The sequence below is a fragment of the Coprococcus sp. AF38-1 genome, from assembly GCF_003603945.1.
GTDB lineage: Bacteria > Bacillota > Clostridia > Lachnospirales > Lachnospiraceae > Coprococcus > Coprococcus aceti.
This window is the reverse complement of sequence record NZ_QVGO01000008.1, coordinates 36491-58834: the sequence shown is the minus strand read 5'-3', so window position 1 is coordinate 58834 and position 22344 is coordinate 36491. Positions and strand designations below refer to the sequence as shown.

Genomic DNA, 22344 nt, shown 5'->3' with positions numbered 1-22344 from the left:
ATGCAACTCATTTGTGGTCTATTTATTCAGGAATCTCTCCTCGTCCTGAACCATGCTGACCTCGCTACCATCCCTCGCATCTATCAGCACAAGCTGTATCGGGTAAGTGTCGGAATGATCCGAATCCAACTGTGCAAATGAGTACACAGGTATGGCCTCATACTCGCCATCCCCTGTCTTTATCCTGAAATATGTGAGTCTCACATCGTTGAACTCCACTGAATTATATCCGGTATAATCCGCAAAGTGGCTCTCCATGACTCCCTTGAGGCTTTCCACCGCAGAATCCCAGGTGATCAGTGTCCCTGCATCCTGAATATCCCCCGCGGACTTCATCGGCCAGGTGCATGTAAATCCCGTAAGTTTCTCTCCTGTAAATGCGATACTGTATGTGGACTGCTCCGTGTAGTAGTATTTCTCTGCAGAAAACGAACCACTGTCCTCCGCCTTCTTCTGATTTGAGATGGTGTCTATGCCAAATGCATCCGGCTGATATAGCGGCTGTCCATTCACGGACGCCTGAAATGTCACAGAGTATCCATCCTTCTCATATCCTACAACCTCTCCATACTCATCACTATATTGACGGTAAAGCTCCGACTGCGATGTTGGAACCACATCCTTAAAGCCCCATTTGTCCATGTAGTCCAGCGCTTTTACCATTCCGGCATCCTCGTCCATGCCACTCATATTGGTTTCATCATTCTGAACATCCGACGGATTACCTTCATTTGCAGTTATTAAGTCTGCGGGATCCCATGAAGTATACTCTGTGAATGTCGCACCCTTGTCCGCCATATCTTCAGGGACAGGATCCGTCACCGCAAGCTGGATAGAAAATCCCTCATCTGATATCCACGACAGATCATAAAAATACAGTATGTATTCAACTCCATCTATCTTCCCAATAAAATAATCCTTGCTATAATCCACATCGGCACCCTTATGAGCGAACAGTTCATCTCTCTGCTCCTGTGTCACACTGTCCTTCATATCATATGGATACTCGAAAACTCCATCCTCCTCGTCAAATATGCTTTTGAGTATCGTCTCCCTGTCTTCAGCTCCTATGCTGCCCATGGTGAACTTCTTCGTATACATCTTATCGGCATCCGGAGTCTTGATCTCCGACGCTTTGATGCTTGCAGACTCCAAAGTTCCGCAATTTTCAACAGGAATATCAACATTTACACTGGTCGGAATGCTGAGTGTTCTGGCAAGTCCGCCCACACTGTCATCATAATCTGCATCCTTCTCGGTGTCCCCGGACGTGTCCGTTCCGCTGCTGTATTCCTTGATATCATCGCCCTCTATGACCGCCGTGTTTGCTTCCTTTTTCTTATCCGCGCAGCCACCGCACGCCATCGCAAGGCAAACCAAAGCTGCACATATCATCCATCTTCTTTTCCTCATATTTACTCTCCTTCACCAAGATATATTGTCATATACTCATAATAACCTGCCATTGAACTGCTCGGACTTACCTGCATGTAACAATCCTCAAGCTCACTCTCGTCAACAAGGAAATACACCGTCAGCAAATGTTCTTCGCCATCCCTCTTCAGGCAGCAGTAGCCATCCACGCTCTTTTCAGCAATCTCTGTGCCGTCATCTACTACATACGCAGGTACTCCATATGTCATCCGTCTTTCATAACTCGCACGAGGCTCACCATCTCCGCAATAATAATTCGTGTCAACCGGTGGCGCCAGCTTGTCCCCCGAGAGTTTTTCTCCCCTCTCAAGATCTATAACTATATCGTCATACGGATATGCTCTGTAGTCCGCTTTATATGTGATATCCACCGCAACCATCCGCAAGCTGCTGTTATTATAATCTCCCCAGCTTGTAAAGCTGTTATCTGTCGCTTCGTTCATCCTCCGACATCTGACATCCACAAAGTTTCCGTCCGTATCCACCAGACCTTTCTCCTCGAGATCTCCCACAACACAGAGCATATCCGCAGGATCTATTCCCTGGGTGTCATCGTATACGTTCACACTGTTTACAGTCATCTCTACGCCATCCACAACAAACGGCTCGTCCAATCCTATAAATGTGTACTTGTCATCCACCTGGATCGTATCAACATTATCCGGATTGTCATCATAAAATGTTGAGTCAACTCCGACCCAGTTAGATGGATCATCGCCCTCAGCATCCTTGACATTTATTCCGGTCACGATCTTGTCCAGCTCCTCATCCGTTATATCGCAGCCGATATACACAGTCAGAATAACGGACTCTTCTTTTATCGGAACGTACAGCACTCTATCAAATCCCCAATCAACTCCTCCCCTCTCAAACAACAGGTACTCATAACTTCCCGCCTGTCTGACTGTGGCATCCTCGATGCTTCGGTTTATCACAGTATTCGACTGTCCATTCCACTGGGTTGCCGCTATGGATATTCCCATATATCCTTTCCTGTCCGGGCTGTCATACTTACTTTCCTCGACCTGAACCACGCCTTCCGGCAGATAATCAAGAGTGATCTCCACGTATCTTTTGCCCGAATTTATCATGTATGAATTACCATCGCTTCCTTTCATTATGCTCTGTGTTCCATTTTCTTCTTCCTCCGCCATCCTCTTTTTCATCGCGTCCAGAGTCTCCGTGCTCTCGGTGTCATCTGCAGCTGTGGCAACACCATCGTCATTGAGCTCTATCGTTCCACTTGCATAACCACCATTCTTCTCGATCGTAAATCTATACACGCTGACCGCAGCATGGATCGATACCGGTATAAGGATCACACCACACAGCAGCAGTGCTGCAACCTTGATAAATCTCTCCATTCCTCCATGTCTTTTCCTGAGGCCTGTCGGTCTGCCGGACTCCTCCATGTCTCTCATTCCGGCGAGCAGACTTTCCTTTTTAGCTTTGTATTCTGCCGAAAATTCATGTTCAGACAGCTTGTCCATATTATCCGTATTGTCCGCGTTATCAACATTCTCCATATTCCTATTCTCCATCCAGCATCATCTCCTTCATCAGCAGTTTTCGCGCTCTCTTTACTGCGCGCTCATATTTCTTCCGGACCGCAGCCTCTGTCAGCCGCATCAGATCAGCCGTCTCTCTTACACTGAGCTGCCGCACTATCCTTAGCTGGAGCACTAGGGCATCATCATCAGATAATCTTCCAAGTATGCCTGTTATCAACTGCCTGTTCTCCACCTCATCAGCCATATTGCTCTTCACCGACGGATCGGCATGACTCCACAGGATGTTGTCTGCAAGTTCCGAGGAATCGTCATCCCCCTGCAGACTGCACACAGCCTCTTTATCTCTTTTATTTTTCCTGTACATATCAACAGCGATATTTCTTGCAGTCTTGGTTATGTACGCCGATCTCTTCTCCTCCGGCATCCTTTTTATCATATTCCTGTATCTTATGACTTTCAGAAATGTCTCCTGTACAGCCTCCTCCGCCTGCCATATATCTCCCAATACGGCATACGACAGCCTGTATAACTTCTGTTCGTACTTGTCATAATATTCTGCTATCAATTCGCTGTCTTTCTTATCATTATGCATAATTTCCCTATCCTTTTTCATGTGTTCCCCGCCATGAACACCCCTTGATATTCTGTCTTTTTGAACGTTCACTATATATAACGATTACATTATCATAAATGTGACACTTTTTCATAAAAAAAGAGGTTAAAGATTTCTCTTTAACCTCTTTTATGGGAAATATCACTATCTTCAGGCTTTATGCCTGTTCCGAATCCAAGTCTTCTTTATTCCCTGTATCCTCTTTATTCTTTTCTTCAGCTTCAGCCTCGGCTTCTAACAGTTTCGCAGCAGCTTCAGCCTCCTCCTTTGCCTTCTTCGCCTCTTCCTCGGCTTTTCGGGCGGTTTCCTCCAGTTTCTTCTCGTTGAGTCTGAATATCTTCCTCATCGTCGTACTGGTTCCGTATGCAATCGCACCAAATATGAATAAAACCCACAGGTACCATATATTCACAAATATAATAGGGTATCTCACGCATATAAATATAGGTGCAAACCATGCGATAAATACTTTTAACCATGATCCCTTATATGTGATAGCCAAAGCCAGTGAGTTTCTCACCGTGGTTCCCAGCTTATTGTTGTATCTGGCTATCAATGGGAACAAAAACGGAACAATAAGTCCCATAAATATAAGTTCTGTCACAAGAATTCCTGTGTAGAATGTAGATATGAATCCCGTCACTCTCTTGACAAGCAGGAATTCAAAATACATTACAAATATCGCAAGCAGAATAAAGAAATACGCTATGGTCGACTGTTTAAAGTTTCTCTTAAACTCATGGATAAATCCGGCGACAACCGTCTCTTCCTCATCCTCCTGCAGTCTTATACACATAGCATAAAGAGCTGACAGCGATGCTCCCACTGTAAATATAGGTATACAGCCAACTACAAAGCACACATTAAGTGCAAATATAGTTCCAAACGCATCCATTGCCCGTCTCAGAAGTGGTTCTTTCTCTTTTCCCCTGTCATTCTCTCTGCTCTCTTCCCTGTTGTTTGATATCTCGCTCATTCAAAATGTCCTCTTCGCTTATTGTCTCGTTAGAAAAAAAAATAATATAATGTGGGTATCGATCAACCCGAGAGTCATCGATACCTACATTATATTTAATTGATTACAATATATATTACTCCTTTACACCACCAAGTGCAACACCTGCAATAATATACTTAGAAAGGAAGAAGTACATTACGAGAATTGGAAGAACTGTTGTGAAAAGTCCACAATAGATCTGACCCCAATCTCTTGACTTATCATTTGCCTTTAACGCCTGAACGTACATTGGCATTGTCTGCTTCTTTCTCTCTGTAGCAAGTATGATAGAAGGTGTATACAGGTTATTCCATGATGCAACGAATCCGAAGATTGCCTGAGTTGCCATAGCCGGCTTCAGAAGAGGAAGTACGATCGTGTTGAACGTATGAATTTCTCCTGATCCATCAATTCTGGCAGCCTCTACGATCTCTGTCGAGAGACCTGTCTCCATGTACTGCTTCATAAAGTAAACAGTTGTTGGTGCTGCGATCGCTGGAATGATCATTGCAAGATATGAACCATAAATATGTGTGAGGTTACATACCTTGATAAAACCTACGATAGATACCTGCTGAGGAATCATCATGATAGCATATATGAAGCCCCATGCAAACTTCTTTGCCTTGAAATTGTAAACTGTAACTGCGTAAGCTGTCAGAGAACCGAAGTAGATCTGAAGAGCTGTTGCAGGTACTGTGATAATCAATGAATTGAGCATAGCCTGAAGTACGTTTACTCCACTCGTCTTAGCACTACCCTCTAAAAGTCCCTTGAAGTTAGTGATGAACTGTGATCCAGGAACAAGCTTTATTCCTGTAAGAATATCACTGGACTTAAGTGTTGAGTTTATTACCAAAATATAAAACGGTATGATTGACAGGAAACAAAGTATGATACAAATGACATATCTAAAAACTCTCGTTCCTGTTGCTTTTGATTCTGTCTGATCCAACTTTGTTCACCTACTTTCCTTGTTTTGCTGTTTTCTCTGATGTCAGCTTATAGAACAGTAAGCTTATTATCAATGTGAATGCGAAAAGCATTACTGAGTAAGCTGCAGCTTTACCATAATCCTGTGTAGGACCTGCACTTACATACTTCTTGATAAGCATAACTACTGTTGTTGTAGAATTGACATCTGATCCACCTACTCTTACAACTGGGTTACCTTCGTTGAACAGCTGTGGAATATCGTACATCTGCAGACCACCGATAGCTGATGTTACGAGTGTGTACTGTAAGATCGGCTTGAGCAGTGGAAGTGTTATTTTGAAGAACTGCTGCTTTGATGTAGCACCATCAACACTGGCTGCCTCGTAAAGTGATGGATTGATACCGAGAATACCTGCACAAAGGACAATCATTGTATTACCATACCACATCCAGAACTGGATAAAAGCAATGATTATAAGTGATGCCCAGCCGTGATTCAGGATACCACCATCATCACACCATCCCCAACTTCTGAACAGGCTCGTGATAGGTCCCTGAACCTCGAACATACTGTAGAAGAGAACGGCGATTGTAGCTGCTGTAATGATGTTAGGCATGTACATGATTACCTTGAATGCACCCTGACCCTTTAACTTAACCTTGATGTCTGTGAACCAGGCAGCAAGAACAAGTGCGAGAAGGATCTGAGGGATGAAGTTTACTATCCACAGAACAACTGTTATAGCAAGTGCCTGCCAGAACTCACTTCCGGTCTTTGCAAACACATAATTGGTAAAGTTACCGAGTCCTACGCTTGTTGTCACATATCTACCATTCTTAGCTGAGTAGACAAGTGAATTGTAGAACGTATAGATAAGTGGATACAGCTGAAAGATAAGGAAAACAAGGAAGAACGGAATGAGGAACATCAAACCATACTTGCCGTATTCAACTGTCTTGTTCTTTTTCATAGTGTGATACGCCCCCCTTAAAATATTGGTCTATAGTACACACGCACCAGCAACTTTCATTACTGATGCGTGCATTTTGTTACTTTATAGTTTTATCCTTTATTTTAGGGATAGATTACTTTGAGATACCAAGCTCTGAAGCACACTTGTCCTCGATGTACTTAACAGCATCATCAACTGATGTGTATGTACCTGAGTTGTAAGCTGTAGCTGCCTCATCGATGAATCCCTTGATTGAAGCGTCATTGTATGTTACGTTGCTGAGGTTGATTCCCTCTGCTGCTGCTGCCCATACCTCGATTGGGTTCTGTCCGCCAAGGAATTTCTGAGCTGCATTGTCGCTTGAAAGCTCACCATTGATAAGTCTCTCGTTAGCTGCCTTGTTGTTTACACAGTCACCTGTCTTGTTTGTGATCTCAACACCAACATCTGGATCACATGTTAACTCGTAAAGAAGGAATGCACAAAGCTCTGGGTTTGGTGTATCCTTACCAACCATTACGTATGTACCGCCCCAGTGGTATGATGTAGGGCCTGTAACAGCTCCCCAGTTACCATCTACAGCGCCGTTACCCTGCATTGAACCGATGAACCAAGGACATCCGAAGTAGCAGAATACCTTTGAATCATTTGTCATATCAGCAGCCCATGATGAATCCCAAAGGGCTGTGTTGTTTGAATATCCACCATCATAGATCTTCTTACCTGTCTCAAGGTACTCTGTAACTGCACCATCAAGTGTAAGCTTCTCTGATGAACCGTCATCTGTTACCCAAGGCTGTGACTGAGTATCCCAGATAGCGTACTTAACATCTGAAGGACCAGATACGATCTTGTATCCAGCATCCTTTAACTTGTCTGCTGTCTCGAAGAACTTGTCCCAATCAGCAAGAGCTGCCTGAACTGTCTCAGGATCATCTGATCCAAGAACTTCCTTAGCAATGTCTCTTCTGTAGAATACAGAACCTGCTGTAGCCTGCCATGTAACGCACTTAAGCTGTCCATCTTTTGTTCCATACTGCTTAGCGAAGTCGTATGAATTAGCCATAACATCATCTGTAAATCCAAGATCTGTAAGGTTTGCTGTTGCGTCTGTCTCTGACCAGTACTTAGCTACATCGTTATCAGCTGGGATAAGTGAAGGATACTTGTCTCCACTTTTAAGAGCTGTGTCGATAGCTGTCTTGTACTCATCTGATGTTCCACCAACACCAAGTGTTACGAACTCAACATAATCCTTGTACTCTGGGAACTTGTCAAGAACGACGTTCATCTTCTTTGAGAAATCCTCATCCCATGAGTAAGCGTAGATCTTCTTGCTGTCATCCCAGCCATCTGTGCTAGGTGCTGCAATTGCTCCTGTTGCTGAAGCGCCTGCCTCTGTTGCCTCTGTAGCATCATCTGATGCTGCGTCTGTTGCCTCTGTTGCCTCTGTCTTAGCCTCTGTCTTAGCCTCTGTTGTAGCATCATCATTTCCGCCACATGCAACGAGTGATAATCCCATTGCCATAGCTAATGAAAGTGCTAACGCCTTTTTGATTTTTCTCACAAAAAAACCCTCCTTTTAAATATGTGTGCTATTCCAATGTTATGCTCTAAAATCGCCTTATCGAGCATATCCGGAATGCCGTGTCATGCTTTTCCATGACCTCTGTTGTGATTTTATTGACAACGTCCTTGTCAACATAGGCTTATTATAGGGCATATTATCTAATTTGGCAACCCCTTTTTTGAGTTTTTTTATCTTTTTTGCACATTTGCCTTTTTTTAAGCTTAAAAAATAACTAATTAAACTTTATCTATAAGGCGTGTATTTTATCATTTTTGTCAAATAGCCTATTTTTCGTACATTCCGTGCGCCTTTCCGGCTAATATGGCAACTGTACTTTATATATAGAAAACAGCTTATTTACAAGGTTTTCTTTTAGTCATTATGTATAGTGCATGCAAAACCGATCTGTTTTATTGTGCAATTTTAAATTTTAGACTTTTTTCACTATTGGAGGGGTTCTGTTCTACTCTTCTATATGTTAGTATACTATTATTAAATATATTTGACGCGGAAGACCGGACGCCCTCCGGCTCTTTTCGTGCAGAGGAGTTTTGAATGAGCAAAAAAGATAATACACAGGAAGAGGTGCTGGAAAGCACACAGAAGGATGCCCCGGATGACATTTTGATCCAGCCAAGGGGTGTCAAGCGTGAGGTGGCCGACGGTTTCTCAGATCCTAGATCTGCAGCGCCCAAAGCGGACCTTGCGACCGAAAACAGTCTTGAGCTTCACGCCATGACGAGATCAGAGCGCCGCAGATACAGACGGGCGCAAAAAAAGGCTGAGACAGCGGACATGACACGCTCACAGCGTTTTCATTATTTTATAGACTGCAACAAATGGAAGATCACGGGAATACTGATGATCGTAGTGTCACTGGCCTGGATCTCACTGGCGGTATATTCCAATACCCGGCCGACGGTATTTGCATATGCGGTGGTCAACAGTCCTGATCCATGGAGCGTGGACACATCCGTTATAGACGACTATAAGAGCTACTATAATTATAAGGACTCGGACAAGATCAAATATATGCAGAACCTGCATTACGATCCGACTACATTTGACGCTGACTACGATGCAAATGGAACGGAATACTCTTCCTTCCCGCTGCTGTGCGAGGACAATGTATATGATGTGCTGATATCCGACAAGGCCGGAGTTGAGTGCTGCAGTTGGATAAATCTGATACATCCGCTTGATACATATGATGGCACTCTCAAAACTCTCTTCGAGGGAGAGCTCAAGGATCGTGTAGTAACGGCGCAGGATTCCGCAAATCACACTTCCGCATACGCAATAAACATCAGCGGAACGGATTTTGCCAACCGCATGAACCTGGGATACAACGATGTGTATCTCTCATTCCCGGGCAACAGCGAGGAGAATGTTGACCACATTATCAAGCTGTTGAATTACATTTTTGATCTTGGTATAGAATAAGAAAAAATGGCTGTGACATATTGTTGTGTCACAGCCATTTTTTCTGTCATGATCTGTATTCAGGTGATCATATATCAATATATCAGTCCTCAGAATCCATATTCATAACCTGTCTCTTTCTTGCAAGCTCGTCATTAGCAAGATACTCATCATATGTAGTCTGCTTGTCTATGAGACCGGTGTTTGTTATCTCTATAATTCTATTGGCTGTTGTCTGTACAAACTGGTGATCCTGTGAGGAGAACAATACGACTCCAGGGAACTTGATAAGTCCGTTGTTGAGCGCTGTGATCGACTCCATATCCAGATGGTTTGTAGGCTCATCAAGAATCAGGGTGTTTGACCCCATGATCATCAGCTTGGACAGAAGACATCTTACCTTCTCTCCTCCAGAGAGGACTTTGACCTTCTTAACTCCATCCTCACCTGCAAAGAGCATTCTTCCAAGGAAACCTCTTACATATGTGGCATCCTTCTCATCTGAATACTGAGTGAGCCAGTCTACTATCACAAGGTCGTTGTCGAACTCCTTGGTGTTGTCCTTAGGGAAATATCCCTGTGAAGTTGTAACACCCCACTTGTAACTTCCCTCATCAGGCTCCTCCTCGCCTGCAAGTATCTTAAAGAGCATGGTTGTTGACTTTGTATTTGGTCCTACAAATGCTATCTTGTCGTCATGTCCAACTGTGAATGAGATATCATCTAGAAGCTTCTCACCGTCAACTGTCTTAGAAATATGTGACACGGTAAGCACTTCATTTCCGATCTCTCTCTTAGGTCTGAAATCGATATATGGGTACTTTCTGCTCGATGGCTTAATATCATCCAGCTCGATCTTCTCAAGGGCACGCTTACGGGATGTCGCCTGCTTGGACTTTGAAGCATTTGCCGAGAATCTCTGAATGAACTCCTGAAGCTCCTTGATCTTCTCTTCCTTCTTCTTATTCGCTTCCTTCATCTGCTTGATCATAAGCTGACTTGACTCATACCAGAAATCATAGTTTCCTGCGTAGAGCTGGATCTTGCTGTAATCTATATCTGCTATATGTGTACATACCTTGTTAAGAAAGTATCTGTCATGTGATACAACGATGACTGTGTTCTCAAAGTTGATGAGGAACTCCTCAAGCCATGCAATAGCATCCATATCAAGGTGGTTAGTAGGCTCATCTAGAAGAAGCACATCTGGATTGCCGAAAAGAGCCTGTGCAAGAAGTACCTTGACCTTGAGTCCGCCGTCCAGATCCTTCATCAGGCTGTAGTGATACTCTGTGCCTACACCAAGGCCATTCAAAAGTGTTGAGGCATCTGACTCAGCCTCCCAGCCGTTCATCTCAGCAAATTCAGCCTCAAGCTCTGCAGCCTTGACTCCATCCTCGTCTGAGAAGTCCTCCTTCATATATATAGCATCTTTTTCCTTCATTATCTCATACAGACGCTTGTTACCCATGATTACTGTGTCAAGCACCTGGTACTCATCGTATTTGTAGTGATCCTGCTGGAGGACTGAAAGTCTCTCTCCATCATTCATGGTCACATCACCCTTTGACGGCTCTATCTCTCCTGACAGGATCTTCAGGAAAGTTGACTTGCCGGCACCATTTGCACCGATCAGTCCATAACAGTTACCCTCTGTAAATTTGATATTTACATCCTCAAATAAAGCCTTCTTACCAAATCTCAATGTTACGTTATTCGCACTAATCATCGACGTATATACCTTTCACTATTTACTCTGTCTGCACACGCAAACGCCTCCATTTTCAGTGATTAAGTATATCAATACATGTCAGATGTGTCAACTTTACTTTATGTACAGAGCGGCGCTTTTCCTGCCCCGCTCCACTCTTCCATTCTGATATCCTTTACCAGAAATTTCTGGCTGCCAGCTAGAGATTCTTGACTATAGGATCATACAGATCAAGCTCACAGTACTCTGTGTCTGTAAAATGATCGCAGTTAAGACAACTCTTACCCGTCACATCGTTTGAAAGACCCTTACAAGAACACTTCTTCTCATACGCACTGCATCTCTCTGCAACTTCTTTGTAGGTTTCTGTTGAACTTCTCATGATGTTCTCTCCTTTTTGCTATGCATTTTTCTGCTGCCTTATTATTGTGTGTCTTTTTCTGCTTTTTATTCCCCATTTCATTCTTCGCTGATTCTTTGCCACATCAAGGTACGGATTCTTGACAATATGCTATATATTAAGTACAATCAGAATTAAAAATTTTTTAAATGATTGGAGATGAAATCTTGGACGCAGGTTCCATAATAAACATTATCATTCTGGTGGTGCTGATTGCACTGTCCGCATTCTTTTCTTCAGCTGAAACAGCACTCACAACGGTGAGTAAATTCTCGCTCAGGTCTCTTGCAGACAACGGCAACAAGCGGGCCTCACGGGTTCTCAAGGTCACAGAGAATTCAAGCAAGCTGATAAGCACTATTCTTATAGGAAATAACATTGTCAACATATCAGCATCTTCTCTCACGACCACATTCGTAACAAAGGCATTTGGAAGCTCTGCTGTCGGTATTGCAACCGGAGCCCTGACACTGATCGTTCTCCTCTTCGGAGAAATCACGCCAAAGACCCTGGCTCAGCGTTATAACCTGAAGATATCGCTGTTATACATTGACATAATCCAGTTCCTTATGATAGTGCTCACACCTGTGATATTCATAGTGAATAAGATCGCTGATTTTATATTCTGGATCATAAGGCTCGACAAGGACGGCGGGAACCAGAAGATGACCGAGGATGAACTCATAAGCATGGTGAACGTCAGTGAGGAGGAAGGCGTCATCGAGGACAAAGAGAAGGAAATGATAACCAATGTGGTGGACTTCGGAGATTCCATTGCAAGGGATGTCATGATCCCAAGAGCAGATATGACCATCGCCTCTGTTGATATGGCTTATGATGATCTGCTGAAGCTCTACATGGAAGTACCGTATACGAGAATTCCTGTATATGAGGACTCCAGAGATAACGTGATCGGTATCCTTCATGTTAAGGATCTCTTCTTCTACAAGGCAACCCATGATATCAATAATTTCAGCGTTCGTAACATCATGAGAAAGCCACTGTATGTATATGAATATCAGAAGACCAATGATCTTCTGCACTCCATGAAGTCGGATTCCAATACCATGGCCATCGTGCTCGATGAGTACGGAATCTGCATAGGACTTATTACCATTGAGGATCTCATTGAGGAAATCATCGGAGACATCAAGGATGAGTACGACACGGAGGAACACAACAACATCATCAAGATTGACGACACCCACTACAACGTCGATGGCTCCATCAAGCTGGATGATCTGAATGATGCACTGAATCTAAAGATAGAATCAGAGGACTACGACTCCCTCGGCGGTTACATAACCGAGCTGCTGGATCACATTCCAGCCAAGGGCGAGTCCGTCACCGACATCTCATGCATCTACAAGGTACTTGAGATGGACAAAAAGCGAGTCGCCAGAGTGCTTATCACGCTGGCTCCGCAGGAGCCAGGCGACGCCGACGGCGAGTAAGCCAGCGCCGGGTGGCGGGGTTATGCGCAAACAGACATTTTCGTTGAAAAAGATACAATTTTGTGATATTTCTCGAAGGAATTTACGAAAAGCACACAGGCTTGCGAAAGCTTGTGTGCCTTTCTCTTTTTTCGGCTCAAAAAGATACAATCGTCAAGCTTGCAGCCAGCTAGCGTCCTGAGCATTCTCTTTCCTCTTGATTTTTTAACAAATTAATACGTTTTATAGTAAAACAACCTTGTAATGTAGTTTTGAATACTATATAATATGTCGTGTTGATTCAAAATCAACTGTTTATATGCAGTATTACACACTGCATAAACAACACATACTGCACAAAACAGCACATGCTGCGTAAACAATGCATACTGCATACACAGCACGTACAACTGTTGGAATATGTCAATTTGTGAACGGTATTTATGAACAGCATTTTCGCACAGCAGTTCCTGTGCGTGCTCCAACTAATATAAGAGGTGTCTATATGGATAAAAAGACAAATATTAAAGACATAATATCAATGGCCGGCGGCCTTGATTATATAAACCCTAAGGATATTCCTTCCATTGACCTGTACATGGATCAGTTGACCACCTTCATGGAGGATCAGCTTGGAAAGAACAGGCGCAATGACGAGGACAAGGTGATGACCAAGACCATGATCAACAACTACACGAAGAACAATCTTCTGCCATCGCCTAACAAGAAGAGATATTCTAAGCAGCACCTTATACTGCTCATTTATATATACTACCTGAAGAACATGCTCAGCATCAACGATATACAGACTCTGCTTGAGCCTCTTATAGATGGTTATTTTGATTCCAACAAGGACGGAAAGGATATTTCTGATATATACGCCCACTTGTATGAGCATCTATCCCAGCATTACGGTGACATCATCAAGGATATCGTGAGAACAGCCAACAAGGCTGATGCCATGTACGATCCTGAGAAGGACTCCTATCTCCACGATCTCAGCATGATCTCACTTCTCTCAGTTGATATATATGCCAAGAAGAAATATGTGGAGCATCTGGTAGACAAACTCAGACAGGAATCTGAGGAAGATGCCAAGGCGAAGGCTAAAGCCCAGGCACAGAAAGCCAGAGAGCAGGCAGCAGCCAAAGCCGCAAAGGCTAAGCAGCCACAGGCAAACGCCGCAGCCGAGGGCAAGAAAAAATAGTCAGCTTACGCACAACCAACAAGTATTGCGACCAGATTTCACAGGACTCCAGCCTGTAACACAAATAAAACCCCTGAACGATAAAATATAATCGTTCAGGGGTTTTGTCTGACTACTTGTCGGTTTTCTCGTTGCTCTGCTTGTCATTCTGCTGGAAGCTCTTCATTCTTGAAAATACAAGCTCATATCCGTCCTTGCCATAATTCAGGGATCTGTTGACCCTGCTTATCGTGGCTGTGGATGCTCCGGTCTTCTCCGCAACCTCCAGATATGTGTTGTCTTCCTTCAGCATCTTGGCCACTGCAAAACGCTGTGCTATAGATAACAGTTCATTCACCGTGCATACATCCTCAAAGAAATTAAAGCACTCCTCTTCTGTCTCCAATGTAAGTATTGCCTCAAACAGATCCTGTACTGCCTCTGTATGTACTGTTTTTCCCATGTCTAAGCTCCTTTTTGACTTTCACGACTTTAGCGTGATAAAGTAATATATACTATATACCACTTTCTTATAATTTGCAATCTTTTTTGATCCAGACTGAAAGGCCTCTTCTGTTGACATAGAACTCGCCACAGCCCTCGTCATCTATCTTGATGTCATACTTGGCATTACCCATGACATCTGCAAAATGTGCTCCCGCAAACTGTCTGCCCACATACATTCTCTTGGTGCCGCCCATTCCATCGGACATGACAACCGCAAGTCCTGAATCCTTGTGCTCCTCGTCGCCCTCTCTGGTCCATCCAACAACCTCGCTGTGATCAAAGTAGTCGTGCTGAGTTCCGTATGCATATTTCTTTCTGAGCTTGAGCAGCTTATTCAGTATCGTCTTCTTCGACTTTACCTTAACCTGTGGTATTCCCGCATAGTCGCCGATATACAGGCACGGATAGCCCTGCTCTCTGAGCAGTATGACCGCATACGCCAGAGGCTTGAACCAATCCTCAACGTACGATTCCAGAACTCCTCCGACCTGGGATTCGTGGTTATCTACAAATGTAACAGCCTTCTCCGGATTGCTCATCATAAGTGAACCCTTAAGCAGATCTGCCATGTTATACTCTCCATCTGCCACAGATGCATCGTGGAAATTGAAGTGCAATGGCACATCGAACATGGATGCCTCATTGTCTGTGGCCTTGATATAGCCATTCAGATATTCTGTATTCCAGTGCCAGAAATCACCGACAGCAAATATGTCCTTATGTACATATTCCGGAGCCTCATCTGTGCCCTTCTTCTTAGCGGCTGCAGGGACATCAGATGTCGCTTCAATAAAATCCTTCACAAACCATGCAGGGATAGCCTCCGCCTCCTGGAATCTGAATCCGTCCACATCAGTGGTCTTCTCGTACCACTGAGCCCACGCCATGAGCTCGTCATACACTTCCTGATTGTAGAAATCAATCTCGCTTCCAATTATATAGTCATACTTGGAATATTCCTTGTCCGCCTCGTCATAATCCTTGCCCTCAAGAGCGCACACACGCTTCTTGAATTCTTCCTGCTTCCAGTCTATTCCCGCAAAATGCTTCCAGTTCCACTTGAACTTGGAATACTTTGACTTTCTTCCAGGGAATGTAAACTTTGAAAGTGCTCCCACAGTCTTCTTATTGCCGATCATCTGTGGAATATCTTTGGTGTTGAAGTCGGCTGCTGTAACCTTCTCTATCCTGTCAGCGCCGAGCTTCTGTCTGACCGCAATGTCCGCATAGACATTTATCCCCTGATCCTTCATAGCCTTTATAGCAGCTATATACTCATCCTTAGTTCCATATCTGGTTCCAACTGAACCCTTCTGGTCAAACTCTCCCAGATCATACAGATCGTACGGAGCATACCCCATATCTTCTTTGCCCTGTGCTCCCTTTGTAGCAGGCGGAAACCATACAGCCGTAGCCCCCATCTTCTTCAGAACCGCAGCGTCCTCTGCTGCCTTTTTCCACAAATCCTGGCTGTCGGTCGTATTCGCTGTAAAATACTGTACCAAAAGTCCGTTATCCTTCATCTCAATACCTCCGTTATTGGCTTTTAATCACCCTTATAAGTCATTATATCAAATCTGAATATATGAGTAAAGACCGACAAATAACAAAAAACATGCCCGCAGACTCCCCTTACCGGAGTGCCTGCAGGCATGCCAAAGACACTATGTACTGTAACGTATATATCTCGGATCACACACGCTGATCCATGCATGTATACACCACAGCTTATAGCTGTATTACATATTCTTGATTCTCTCTATAGCCTCAACTGTATTCTCATAAGTTCCGAATGCAGTAAGTCTGAAATATCCCTCACCGCTTGGTCCGAAGCCTGAGCCTGGTGTTCCGACTACATTTGCATTCTCAAGCAGATAATCGAAGAAATCCCATGATGACATGTTGTTCGGTGTCTTAAGCCAGATGTATGGCGCATTTACACCGCCTGATACAGTGTAACCCGCATCCTTGAGTCCCTGTGAGATAACCTTTGCGTTGTTCATGTAGTATGCGATCTGAGCCTTTGTCTGAGCCTTGCCCTCGTCTGAGTACACTGCGTCTCCTGCTGCCTGAACAATGTATGGAGCGCCATTGAACTTTGTTCCATGTCTTCTTGCCCACAGGCTGTGCATTGACACGCCATCTGCGTCCTTCAGATCCTTTGGAACTACAGCATAGCCAAGACGTGTTCCTGTGAATCCTGCGTTCTTAGAAAAGCTCTTGAGCTCGATAGCACATGTCTTTGCGCCCTCGCACTCATATATTGTATGAGGAACATCCTCCTCGCTGATATATGCCTCGTATGCAGCATCGTAGATGATGACTGCTCCGACCTTATTTGCGTAATCTACCCACTCCTGAAGCTGATCCTTCTTGATCGTTGCTCCTGTAGGGTTGTTTGGGAAACACAGATATATGATGTCAGGTGTCTCCTTTGGAAGCTCTGGCGCAAAGTTATTGTCCGCAAGACATGGCATGTAAATTACATCGCTCCACAACTCTGTGTTCTTGTCGTATGTTCCTGTTCTTCCTGCCATTACATTTGAATCAACATATACAGGGTATACAGGATCACATACTGCGATCTTGCTGCCTGCTGTAAATATCTCCTGGATATTTGCTGAGTCACTCTTTGCCCCGTCGCTGACAAATATCTCATCAGCAGATATGTCCACGCCTCTGTCAGCATAGTCGTTCTTTGCTATGGTGTTTCTGAGGAACTCATAGCCGAGATCAGGAGCATATCCCTTGAATGTCTCCGCAACTGCCATCTCGTCTACAGCCTTGTGAAGGCGCTCTATGATAGCCGGTGCAAGTGGCTGAGTCACATCACCGATACTGAGTCTTATAACCTTCTTGTCCGGGTGTGCTGCGCTGTACTCTCTCTGCTTTCTTCCAACTGTTGAGAAGAGATAACTTCCCGGAAGCTTTAAATAATTTTCATTTGCCTTAAACATATCTTTCCTCCTAATATATATCAGTCCAGCCTTCAAATACTTCCCTTGCCGGTCCTGTCATGTACATAGTTTCATTCTGCCTGTCGTAATCAATATCCAAAGTTCCTCCAAGCAATGAGACCTTTACCGAATCTCTCGTCCTGCCGGCAGCTATCCCCGCCGCCACAGCCGCACACGCGCCTGTACCGCACGCAAATGTCTCGCCGGATCCGCGTTCCCACACGCGCATCCGCATATGATCTTCGTCAACGATCTGGACAAATTCTACATTTGTCCTGTTCGGGAACATGGGATGCGCCTCCATCTCAGGCCCCAAAGTCTCCATCTGACAGACATATATATCATCCACCCACACAACCGCATGGGGATTGCCCATGGATACCCGGACAAAATCCACAGTTTCATCAGGCAGAACAGCCGTCTCGACAGCCGCACCTATATCAGGTCTGCCCATATCCACACACACCGCAGCCACTCTTCCATCCTGCAGAATGCATCTGAGCCGTTTTATACCCGCCTGTGTCTCCACAGTAAATTCCGTCTTCTCCGTCATTCCATGGTCGTATACATACTTGCCAAGGCATCTTATGCCATTTCCACACATCTCTGCCCTGCTGCCGTCCGCATTGTATATATCCATATTAAAATCAGCCCTGGCCGAAGATCCTATAAGTATCAGTCCGTCGCCCCCAATGCCCCTGTGCCTGTCACTGACAAGCCTGGCAAGGATCTCCGGATCATACACCTTTTCTCTGAAGCAGTTCACGTACACGTAGTCATTTCCAAGTCCTTCCATCTTCGTGAATCGCAATAGAAAGCCTCCCTCTTGATCTGTTTTAGAAACAATCTGAATTATCCAGTATCATATATGCCATCTCGACTATATTTATACCGTTATCCATGCTCTTCTTTTGCAGATATCTGTGAGCGCCCTGTTCATCATACTCAAAGTCATGCATAAGCTTGAGCTTTGCCGCCTTAATGACCTTCTTCTCTTCCTCGGTTCTCTCCTTTGGCCTGGACTTTCTCTTTTTTCTCTCCCACAGAAGATTCTCTATTGTGAGACTTACGGTATTCACAAAGTCCATGGACTTTATCGGCATAGACAGACATACCACGCCGCTATCCCGGACTTCCTCATAATTCTTCTTGCTGCTGAGCACGATCATGTCAAAATATTTTGGAATATAATTCTCAAGATCTGAATACATCATATCCAGGAATTTATATCCACATATTATGACTCCATCGTCACACGCATCCGCAGCCTGCGCCGCCTGGGCTCCGGTTGTACACACCTTTGTAACACTTATACCATTGCGAATGAGCAGGTTCTTTATACTCTTTGCTTCCTCTATTTTCGGAAAAACTATTATAACATTTACCAAATCAAAGCCCTCTCAATCGTGTACGTATAGCTATTATCAAATATATAGGTAAGCAGACCTTTCGCTCCGCTTACCTATACTACTCATCATTTTATATTGTTCGTGTATAAGATCAGACTTTGTACAGATAGTTTGAGATCTCCCAGTCTGTAACCTGTCTTGTGTACTCATTCCACTCATCCATCTTGGCACTTGTATATCTCTCGAAGATGTGTGAACCAACTGCCTCCTTCATGAAGTCGCTCTCGCTCATGGCAAGAGTTGCCTCTCTGAGGTTTGCAGGAAGGCTGTGGATATGACGTGCCTTCTTCTCCTCTGCAGTGAGGTTGAATATATTTGTATCTACACTTGATGGAACTGGAAGCTGACGCTTGATTCCGTCAAGTCCTGCTCTAAGGCATACTGCCATGGCAAGGTATGGGTTAGCTGTTGGATCCGGACATCTGAGCTCAACTCTTGTTCCTGCACCACGTGCACTTGGAATTCTGATAAGTGGACTTCTGTTCTTTGCTGACCATGCGATGTAAATAGGAGCCTCATAGCCTGGAACAAGTCTCTTGTATGAATTTACAAGTGGGTTGGTGATGGCTGTCATCTCCTTCATATGCTCCATAATTCCGGCGATGAACCAGTAAGCCTCCTGGCTAAGTCCGAGCTTATCGTTCTCATCTGCAAATATGTTCTTGCCATCCTTCTGGAGCGACATGTTCATATGCATACCTGAACCGCATACGCCATACTTTGGCTTTGGCATGAATGTTGCGCAGAGACCATGTCTCTTGGCAATAGTCTTTACAACCAGTTTGAATGTCTCGATGTTGTCGGCGGTTCTCAAAGCCTCACCGTACTTGAAATCTATCTCATGCTGTGCAGGAGCTACCTCATGGTGTGATGCCTCGATCTCAAATCCCATCTGCTCAAGAGTAAGAACCATATCTCTTCTCGCATTCTCACCGAAATCCAGTGGTCCGAGATCAAAATAGCTTGCTCTCTCGTATGTGTTAGTTGTAGGCATTCCGTTCTCATCTGTCTGGAAGAGGAAAAACTCACACTCAGGACCTACATTCATAGTGTAACCCATCTCTTTTGCCTCAGCCAGAGCTCTCTTAAGTACATATCTTGGATCGCCCTCAAATGGTGTTCCATCAGGCTTATATACATCACATATAAGTCTTGCAACCTTTCCCTGCTGTGGTCTCCAAGGGAATGTCTCATATGTATCATAATCAGGATACAGATACATATCTGACTCCTCAATTCTCGCAAAGCCCTCTATAGAAGAACCGTCGAACATGATCTTGTTGTCAAGTGCCTTCTCTATCTGGCTTGAGGTTATCGCTACGTTCTTAAGGTCACCAAAAATATCTGTGAACTGAAGTCTTATAAACTCAACATCATCTTCTTTGACCTTTTTCAGTATGTCTTCCTTTGTGTATTTTCCCATCGTTATACTCCTTTTCTACACATTGTTTGATCCTCTGCATGTAAATCCCTATGAGTTTTTCTCATAGCTAGAGTTATAATAAACTTTGACAGAACTTTTGTCAACACAGATGAACGGTTGAGCAAATGTATATTCTGTCATAATTCTCTATCGAAGATCTCTCTTTCTGAATGTCAGCCATGTTGCCACGATCATCACCGTGCCGTATGCAGCAGCCACCGCCAGCGATATTCCAGCATGGCTCCAGTCTATATCGACCTGGCTCATCTCCCTCACAGAGCTGAACGGCATATAGCCCAGTATTTTCTCCAGAACATCCGACTGGAACAGCACAGGCATGATCTGCACGCCGAGATCCACCAGGAAAAACAGCAGCAGATTCACGGATACGGACGCTGCCTTGGACGTCAGCGCAAACGCAAGGAATACGCATGTCATATATAACATCGTAAGCACAAAGCCCTCGCACGCTATCGATCTCAGCATATATCCCGCCACATTCAGGGTAAATGCCTTTCCGAAGCCTCCACAAATGCATCCTCCTACGGTATATACAAGTATGTCCTCAAGAGAGAGTATCCATATCGCCACTATATATACTATGATCTTCGAAAACATTATATGTGCCCTGCTGTGTCCCTGGGCTATCGCACACTGGATATCCCTGGACTTGTAATCGCTGGTGATGAGCGACGCCGCAATAAATCCAAACAGCATGCCGGACACCGAGCTTCCAGAAAACGAGCCCAACAGATACTGGAACTGAAAATCCCCCGTGAGTTCTATTCCGAGAATATCTCCAACCAATCCCACCGAGATCAGATATATTATATCCTGGACAAAGAAAACTATCAGGCACACCCTGAAGCCCAGGCTCTTATACAGCTTATAAAATTCAGCCGACAACAGTTCACGCATAATGAGCACCCCCTATCCTGTGAATAAAGTAGTTCTCAAGGCTCTCCTCCTCGAGATGGTACTCACTGACAAACACCCTCTCATTGTAGAGAACCCATGCCAGCTCGTCTGAATTTACCGGCTGGTCCACGATTATCTCATCACCATTCACATACACATTCACTATATTGTATCTCATAGCAAGTATATCAAGCACCTTCTTCACATCATTGGTGCGCAGTCTCAGTCTTCTGTGACACTTCGCATCAAGCTGCGCTGCGGAGAGGCAGTCTATGATCTGTCCTCTGTCTATCATTATGTAGTCCGTTGCCAGCTCGTGAAGCTCTGTGAGTATATGGCTGGATATAAGTATCGTCACGCCAAACCTCTGATTTATCTGCTTGAGAAGATTTCTTATCTCAACTATTCCAACCGGATCAAGCCCGTTTATAGGCTCATCCAGGAGCAGAAGATCCGGACCTGACAGCATGGCACAGCCAATTGCCAGTCTCTGCTTCATTCCCATCGAATAGTTTCTGAATTTCTTCTTACCAACACCCTGCAGTCCAACGTTTGCTATGGTCTGGTCGATGAGCTTGTCGTTCTTTATCCCCCTCAGCTTCATATTAAGCTTTATATTGTCTCCAGCATTATAATTGTCGTGCAGTCCGGCATGTTCACACACCGTTCCTATCCTCTTTCTGGCATTCACCAGCCCCTTACTGTCACTGGCGCCAAATAACTCTATCTCTCCCTCGTCAGGAAACAACAGACCATTGATATGATTGATCATGGTCGTCTTTCCTGCCCCGTTCTGTCCTATAAAGCCATATATCTTTCCCCTTTCAAGAGATATATTGACATTGGACAAAACAGTATTCTTTCCAAATGTCTTCGTGAGTCCGCTTACTCTCACAACATTCTCTGCCATTTATTCCCCACCTTTCTGTCCTCATAAAATACGCCTACAGGAAATAATATTCTA

20 protein-coding genes are annotated in these 22344 nt (G+C 44.3%); 3 read left to right on the top strand and 17 right to left on the bottom strand.

Annotated features, from left to right (window positions below):
* Window positions 1–18: 18 nt before the first annotated feature.
* From DW025_RS12400 to DW025_RS12370, 7 genes are all read right to left on the bottom strand, one after another.
* Window positions 19–1413, bottom strand: coding sequence for a hypothetical protein (locus DW025_RS12400; RefSeq protein ID WP_120000122.1), 1395 nt, complete (start codon window positions 1411–1413; stop codon window positions 19–21).
* 2 nt (window positions 1414–1415) lie between these two features.
* Window positions 1416–2975, bottom strand: coding sequence for a hypothetical protein (locus tag DW025_RS12395; RefSeq protein WP_120000120.1), 1560 nt, complete (start codon window positions 2973–2975; stop codon window positions 1416–1418).
* Complete coding sequence (locus DW025_RS12390) at window positions 2965–3537, bottom strand: RNA polymerase sigma factor (RefSeq protein WP_117548557.1); 573 nt, start codon at window positions 3535–3537, stop codon at window positions 2965–2967. Before DW025_RS12390 ends, DW025_RS12395 begins: the two co-directional genes overlap by 11 nt.
* 178 nt (window positions 3538–3715) lie before the next feature.
* Entirely contained in the window at window positions 3716–4534 is an 819-nt protein-coding gene (locus DW025_RS12385; protein WP_117548556.1) for a YesL family protein, read from the bottom strand.
* Window positions 4535–4649: 115 nt separating this feature from the next.
* Entirely contained in the window at window positions 4650–5510 is an 861-nt protein-coding gene (locus tag DW025_RS12380) for a carbohydrate ABC transporter permease (protein WP_117548555.1), read from the bottom strand.
* Between the two features lie 10 nt (window positions 5511–5520).
* Entirely contained in the window at window positions 5521–6462 is a 942-nt protein-coding gene (locus DW025_RS12375) for a carbohydrate ABC transporter permease (RefSeq protein ID WP_117548554.1), read from the bottom strand.
* Window positions 6463–6577: 115 nt separating this feature from the next.
* On the bottom strand, window positions 6578–8011 hold the full coding sequence (locus tag DW025_RS12370; RefSeq protein ID WP_120000118.1) for an ABC transporter substrate-binding protein: 1434 nt from the start codon (window positions 8009–8011) through the stop codon (window positions 6578–6580).
* A gap of 558 nt (window positions 8012–8569) precedes the next feature.
* On the opposite strand from DW025_RS12370, the gene DW025_RS12365 reads away from it, so the two are divergent.
* Entirely contained in the window at window positions 8570–9457 is an 888-nt protein-coding gene (locus DW025_RS12365) for a hypothetical protein (RefSeq protein WP_120000117.1), read from the top strand.
* An 82-nt stretch (window positions 9458–9539) separates the two neighbouring features.
* Here DW025_RS12365 and DW025_RS12360 read toward each other — a convergent pair whose 3' ends face one another.
* Both DW025_RS12360 and DW025_RS12355 read right to left on the bottom strand, forming a co-directional pair.
* On the bottom strand, window positions 9540–11165 hold the full coding sequence (locus DW025_RS12360) for an ABC-F family ATP-binding cassette domain-containing protein (protein WP_117548552.1): 1626 nt from the start codon (window positions 11163–11165) through the stop codon (window positions 9540–9542).
* A gap of 181 nt (window positions 11166–11346) precedes the next feature.
* Window positions 11347–11529 (bottom strand): hypothetical protein, encoded by a 183-nt coding sequence (locus tag DW025_RS12355; RefSeq protein WP_015533298.1) that lies wholly within the window; start codon window positions 11527–11529, stop codon window positions 11347–11349.
* Between the two features lie 185 nt (window positions 11530–11714).
* Here DW025_RS12355 and DW025_RS12350 point away from each other — a divergent pair, with 185 nt between their 5' ends.
* Window positions 11715–13001: an HlyC/CorC family transporter gene (locus DW025_RS12350; RefSeq protein WP_165854787.1), complete on the top strand. Its 1287-nt coding sequence runs from the start codon at window positions 11715–11717 to the stop codon at window positions 12999–13001.
* Window positions 13002–13485: 484 nt separating this feature from the next.
* Complete coding sequence (locus DW025_RS12345; RefSeq protein ID WP_055143830.1) at window positions 13486–14187, top strand: DUF1836 domain-containing protein; 702 nt, start codon at window positions 13486–13488, stop codon at window positions 14185–14187.
* A 112-nt stretch (window positions 14188–14299) separates the two neighbouring features.
* Here DW025_RS12345 and DW025_RS12340 read toward each other — a convergent pair whose 3' ends face one another.
* The 8 genes from DW025_RS12340 to DW025_RS12305 form a co-directional block, all read right to left on the bottom strand.
* Window positions 14300–14629, bottom strand: coding sequence for a YerC/YecD family TrpR-related protein (locus DW025_RS12340; protein WP_015533300.1), 330 nt, complete (start codon window positions 14627–14629; stop codon window positions 14300–14302).
* Between the two features lie 67 nt (window positions 14630–14696).
* Window positions 14697–16196: an alpha-amylase gene (locus DW025_RS12335; protein ID WP_120000115.1), complete on the bottom strand. Its 1500-nt coding sequence runs from the start codon at window positions 16194–16196 to the stop codon at window positions 14697–14699.
* Between the two features lie 216 nt (window positions 16197–16412).
* A complete protein-coding gene (locus tag DW025_RS12330) occupies window positions 16413–17630 on the bottom strand; it encodes an LL-diaminopimelate aminotransferase (protein ID WP_118016782.1) in 1218 nt (405 codons plus the stop codon).
* 10 nt (window positions 17631–17640) lie between these two features.
* Complete coding sequence (gene dapF / locus DW025_RS12325) at window positions 17641–18441, bottom strand: diaminopimelate epimerase (RefSeq protein WP_118016783.1); 801 nt, start codon at window positions 18439–18441, stop codon at window positions 17641–17643.
* Between the two features lie 25 nt (window positions 18442–18466).
* Window positions 18467–19018 carry an ANTAR domain-containing response regulator gene (locus DW025_RS12320; protein ID WP_070098466.1) on the bottom strand — a complete coding sequence of 184 codons (552 nt, stop codon included), beginning with the start codon at window positions 19016–19018 and terminating at the stop codon, window positions 18467–18469.
* A 112-nt stretch (window positions 19019–19130) separates the two neighbouring features.
* Entirely contained in the window at window positions 19131–20462 is a 1332-nt protein-coding gene (gene glnA, locus DW025_RS12315; protein ID WP_120000114.1) for a type I glutamate--ammonia ligase, read from the bottom strand.
* A 147-nt stretch (window positions 20463–20609) separates the two neighbouring features.
* The gene (locus tag DW025_RS12310) at window positions 20610–21380 is read right to left on the bottom strand and encodes an ABC transporter permease (RefSeq protein WP_120000113.1); all 771 of its coding nucleotides are present in this window, start codon (window positions 21378–21380) and stop codon (window positions 20610–20612) included.
* Window positions 21373–22290 carry an ABC transporter ATP-binding protein gene (locus tag DW025_RS12305; RefSeq protein ID WP_118016786.1) on the bottom strand — a complete coding sequence of 306 codons (918 nt, stop codon included), beginning with the start codon at window positions 22288–22290 and terminating at the stop codon, window positions 21373–21375. The genes DW025_RS12310 and DW025_RS12305 overlap by 8 nt, the downstream gene beginning before the upstream one ends.
* Window positions 22291–22344: the final 54 nt, after the last annotated feature.

What these genes read in the sequence shown, in the direction of transcription:
- DW025_RS12400 (WP_120000122.1), bottom strand. Translation starts at nt 1,413, where the DNA reads ATGAGGAAAAGAAGATGGATGATATGTGCAGCTTTGGTTTGCCTTGCG.
- DW025_RS12395 (WP_120000120.1), bottom strand. Translation starts at nt 2,975, where the DNA reads ATGGAGAATAGGAATATGGAGAATGTTGATAACGCGGACAATACGGAT.
- DW025_RS12390 (WP_117548557.1), bottom strand. Translation starts at nt 3,537, where the DNA reads ATGCATAATGATAAGAAAGACAGCGAATTGATAGCAGAATATTATGAC.
- DW025_RS12385 (WP_117548556.1), bottom strand. Translation starts at nt 4,534, where the DNA reads ATGAGCGAGATATCAAACAACAGGGAAGAGAGCAGAGAGAATGACAGG.
- DW025_RS12375 (WP_117548554.1), bottom strand. Translation starts at nt 6,462, where the DNA reads ATGAAAAAGAACAAGACAGTTGAATACGGCAAGTATGGTTTGATGTTC.
- DW025_RS12365 (WP_120000117.1), top strand. Translation starts at nt 8,570, where the DNA reads ATGAGCAAAAAAGATAATACACAGGAAGAGGTGCTGGAAAGCACACAG.
- DW025_RS12360 (WP_117548552.1), bottom strand. Translation starts at nt 11,165, where the DNA reads ATGATTAGTGCGAATAACGTAACATTGAGATTTGGTAAGAAGGCTTTA.
- DW025_RS12355 (WP_015533298.1), bottom strand. Translation starts at nt 11,529, where the DNA reads ATGAGAAGTTCAACAGAAACCTACAAAGAAGTTGCAGAGAGATGCAGT.
- DW025_RS12345 (WP_055143830.1), top strand. Translation starts at nt 13,486, where the DNA reads ATGGATAAAAAGACAAATATTAAAGACATAATATCAATGGCCGGCGGC.
- DW025_RS12340 (WP_015533300.1), bottom strand. Translation starts at nt 14,629, where the DNA reads ATGGGAAAAACAGTACATACAGAGGCAGTACAGGATCTGTTTGAGGCA.
- DW025_RS12335 (WP_120000115.1), bottom strand. Translation starts at nt 16,196, where the DNA reads ATGAAGGATAACGGACTTTTGGTACAGTATTTTACAGCGAATACGACC.
- DW025_RS12330 (WP_118016782.1), bottom strand. Translation starts at nt 17,630, where the DNA reads ATGTTTAAGGCAAATGAAAATTATTTAAAGCTTCCGGGAAGTTATCTC.
- glnA (WP_120000114.1), bottom strand. Translation starts at nt 20,462, where the DNA reads ATGGGAAAATACACAAAGGAAGACATACTGAAAAAGGTCAAAGAAGAT.
- DW025_RS12310 (WP_120000113.1), bottom strand. Translation starts at nt 21,380, where the DNA reads ATGCGTGAACTGTTGTCGGCTGAATTTTATAAGCTGTATAAGAGCCTG.
- DW025_RS12305 (WP_118016786.1), bottom strand. Translation starts at nt 22,290, where the DNA reads ATGGCAGAGAATGTTGTGAGAGTAAGCGGACTCACGAAGACATTTGGA.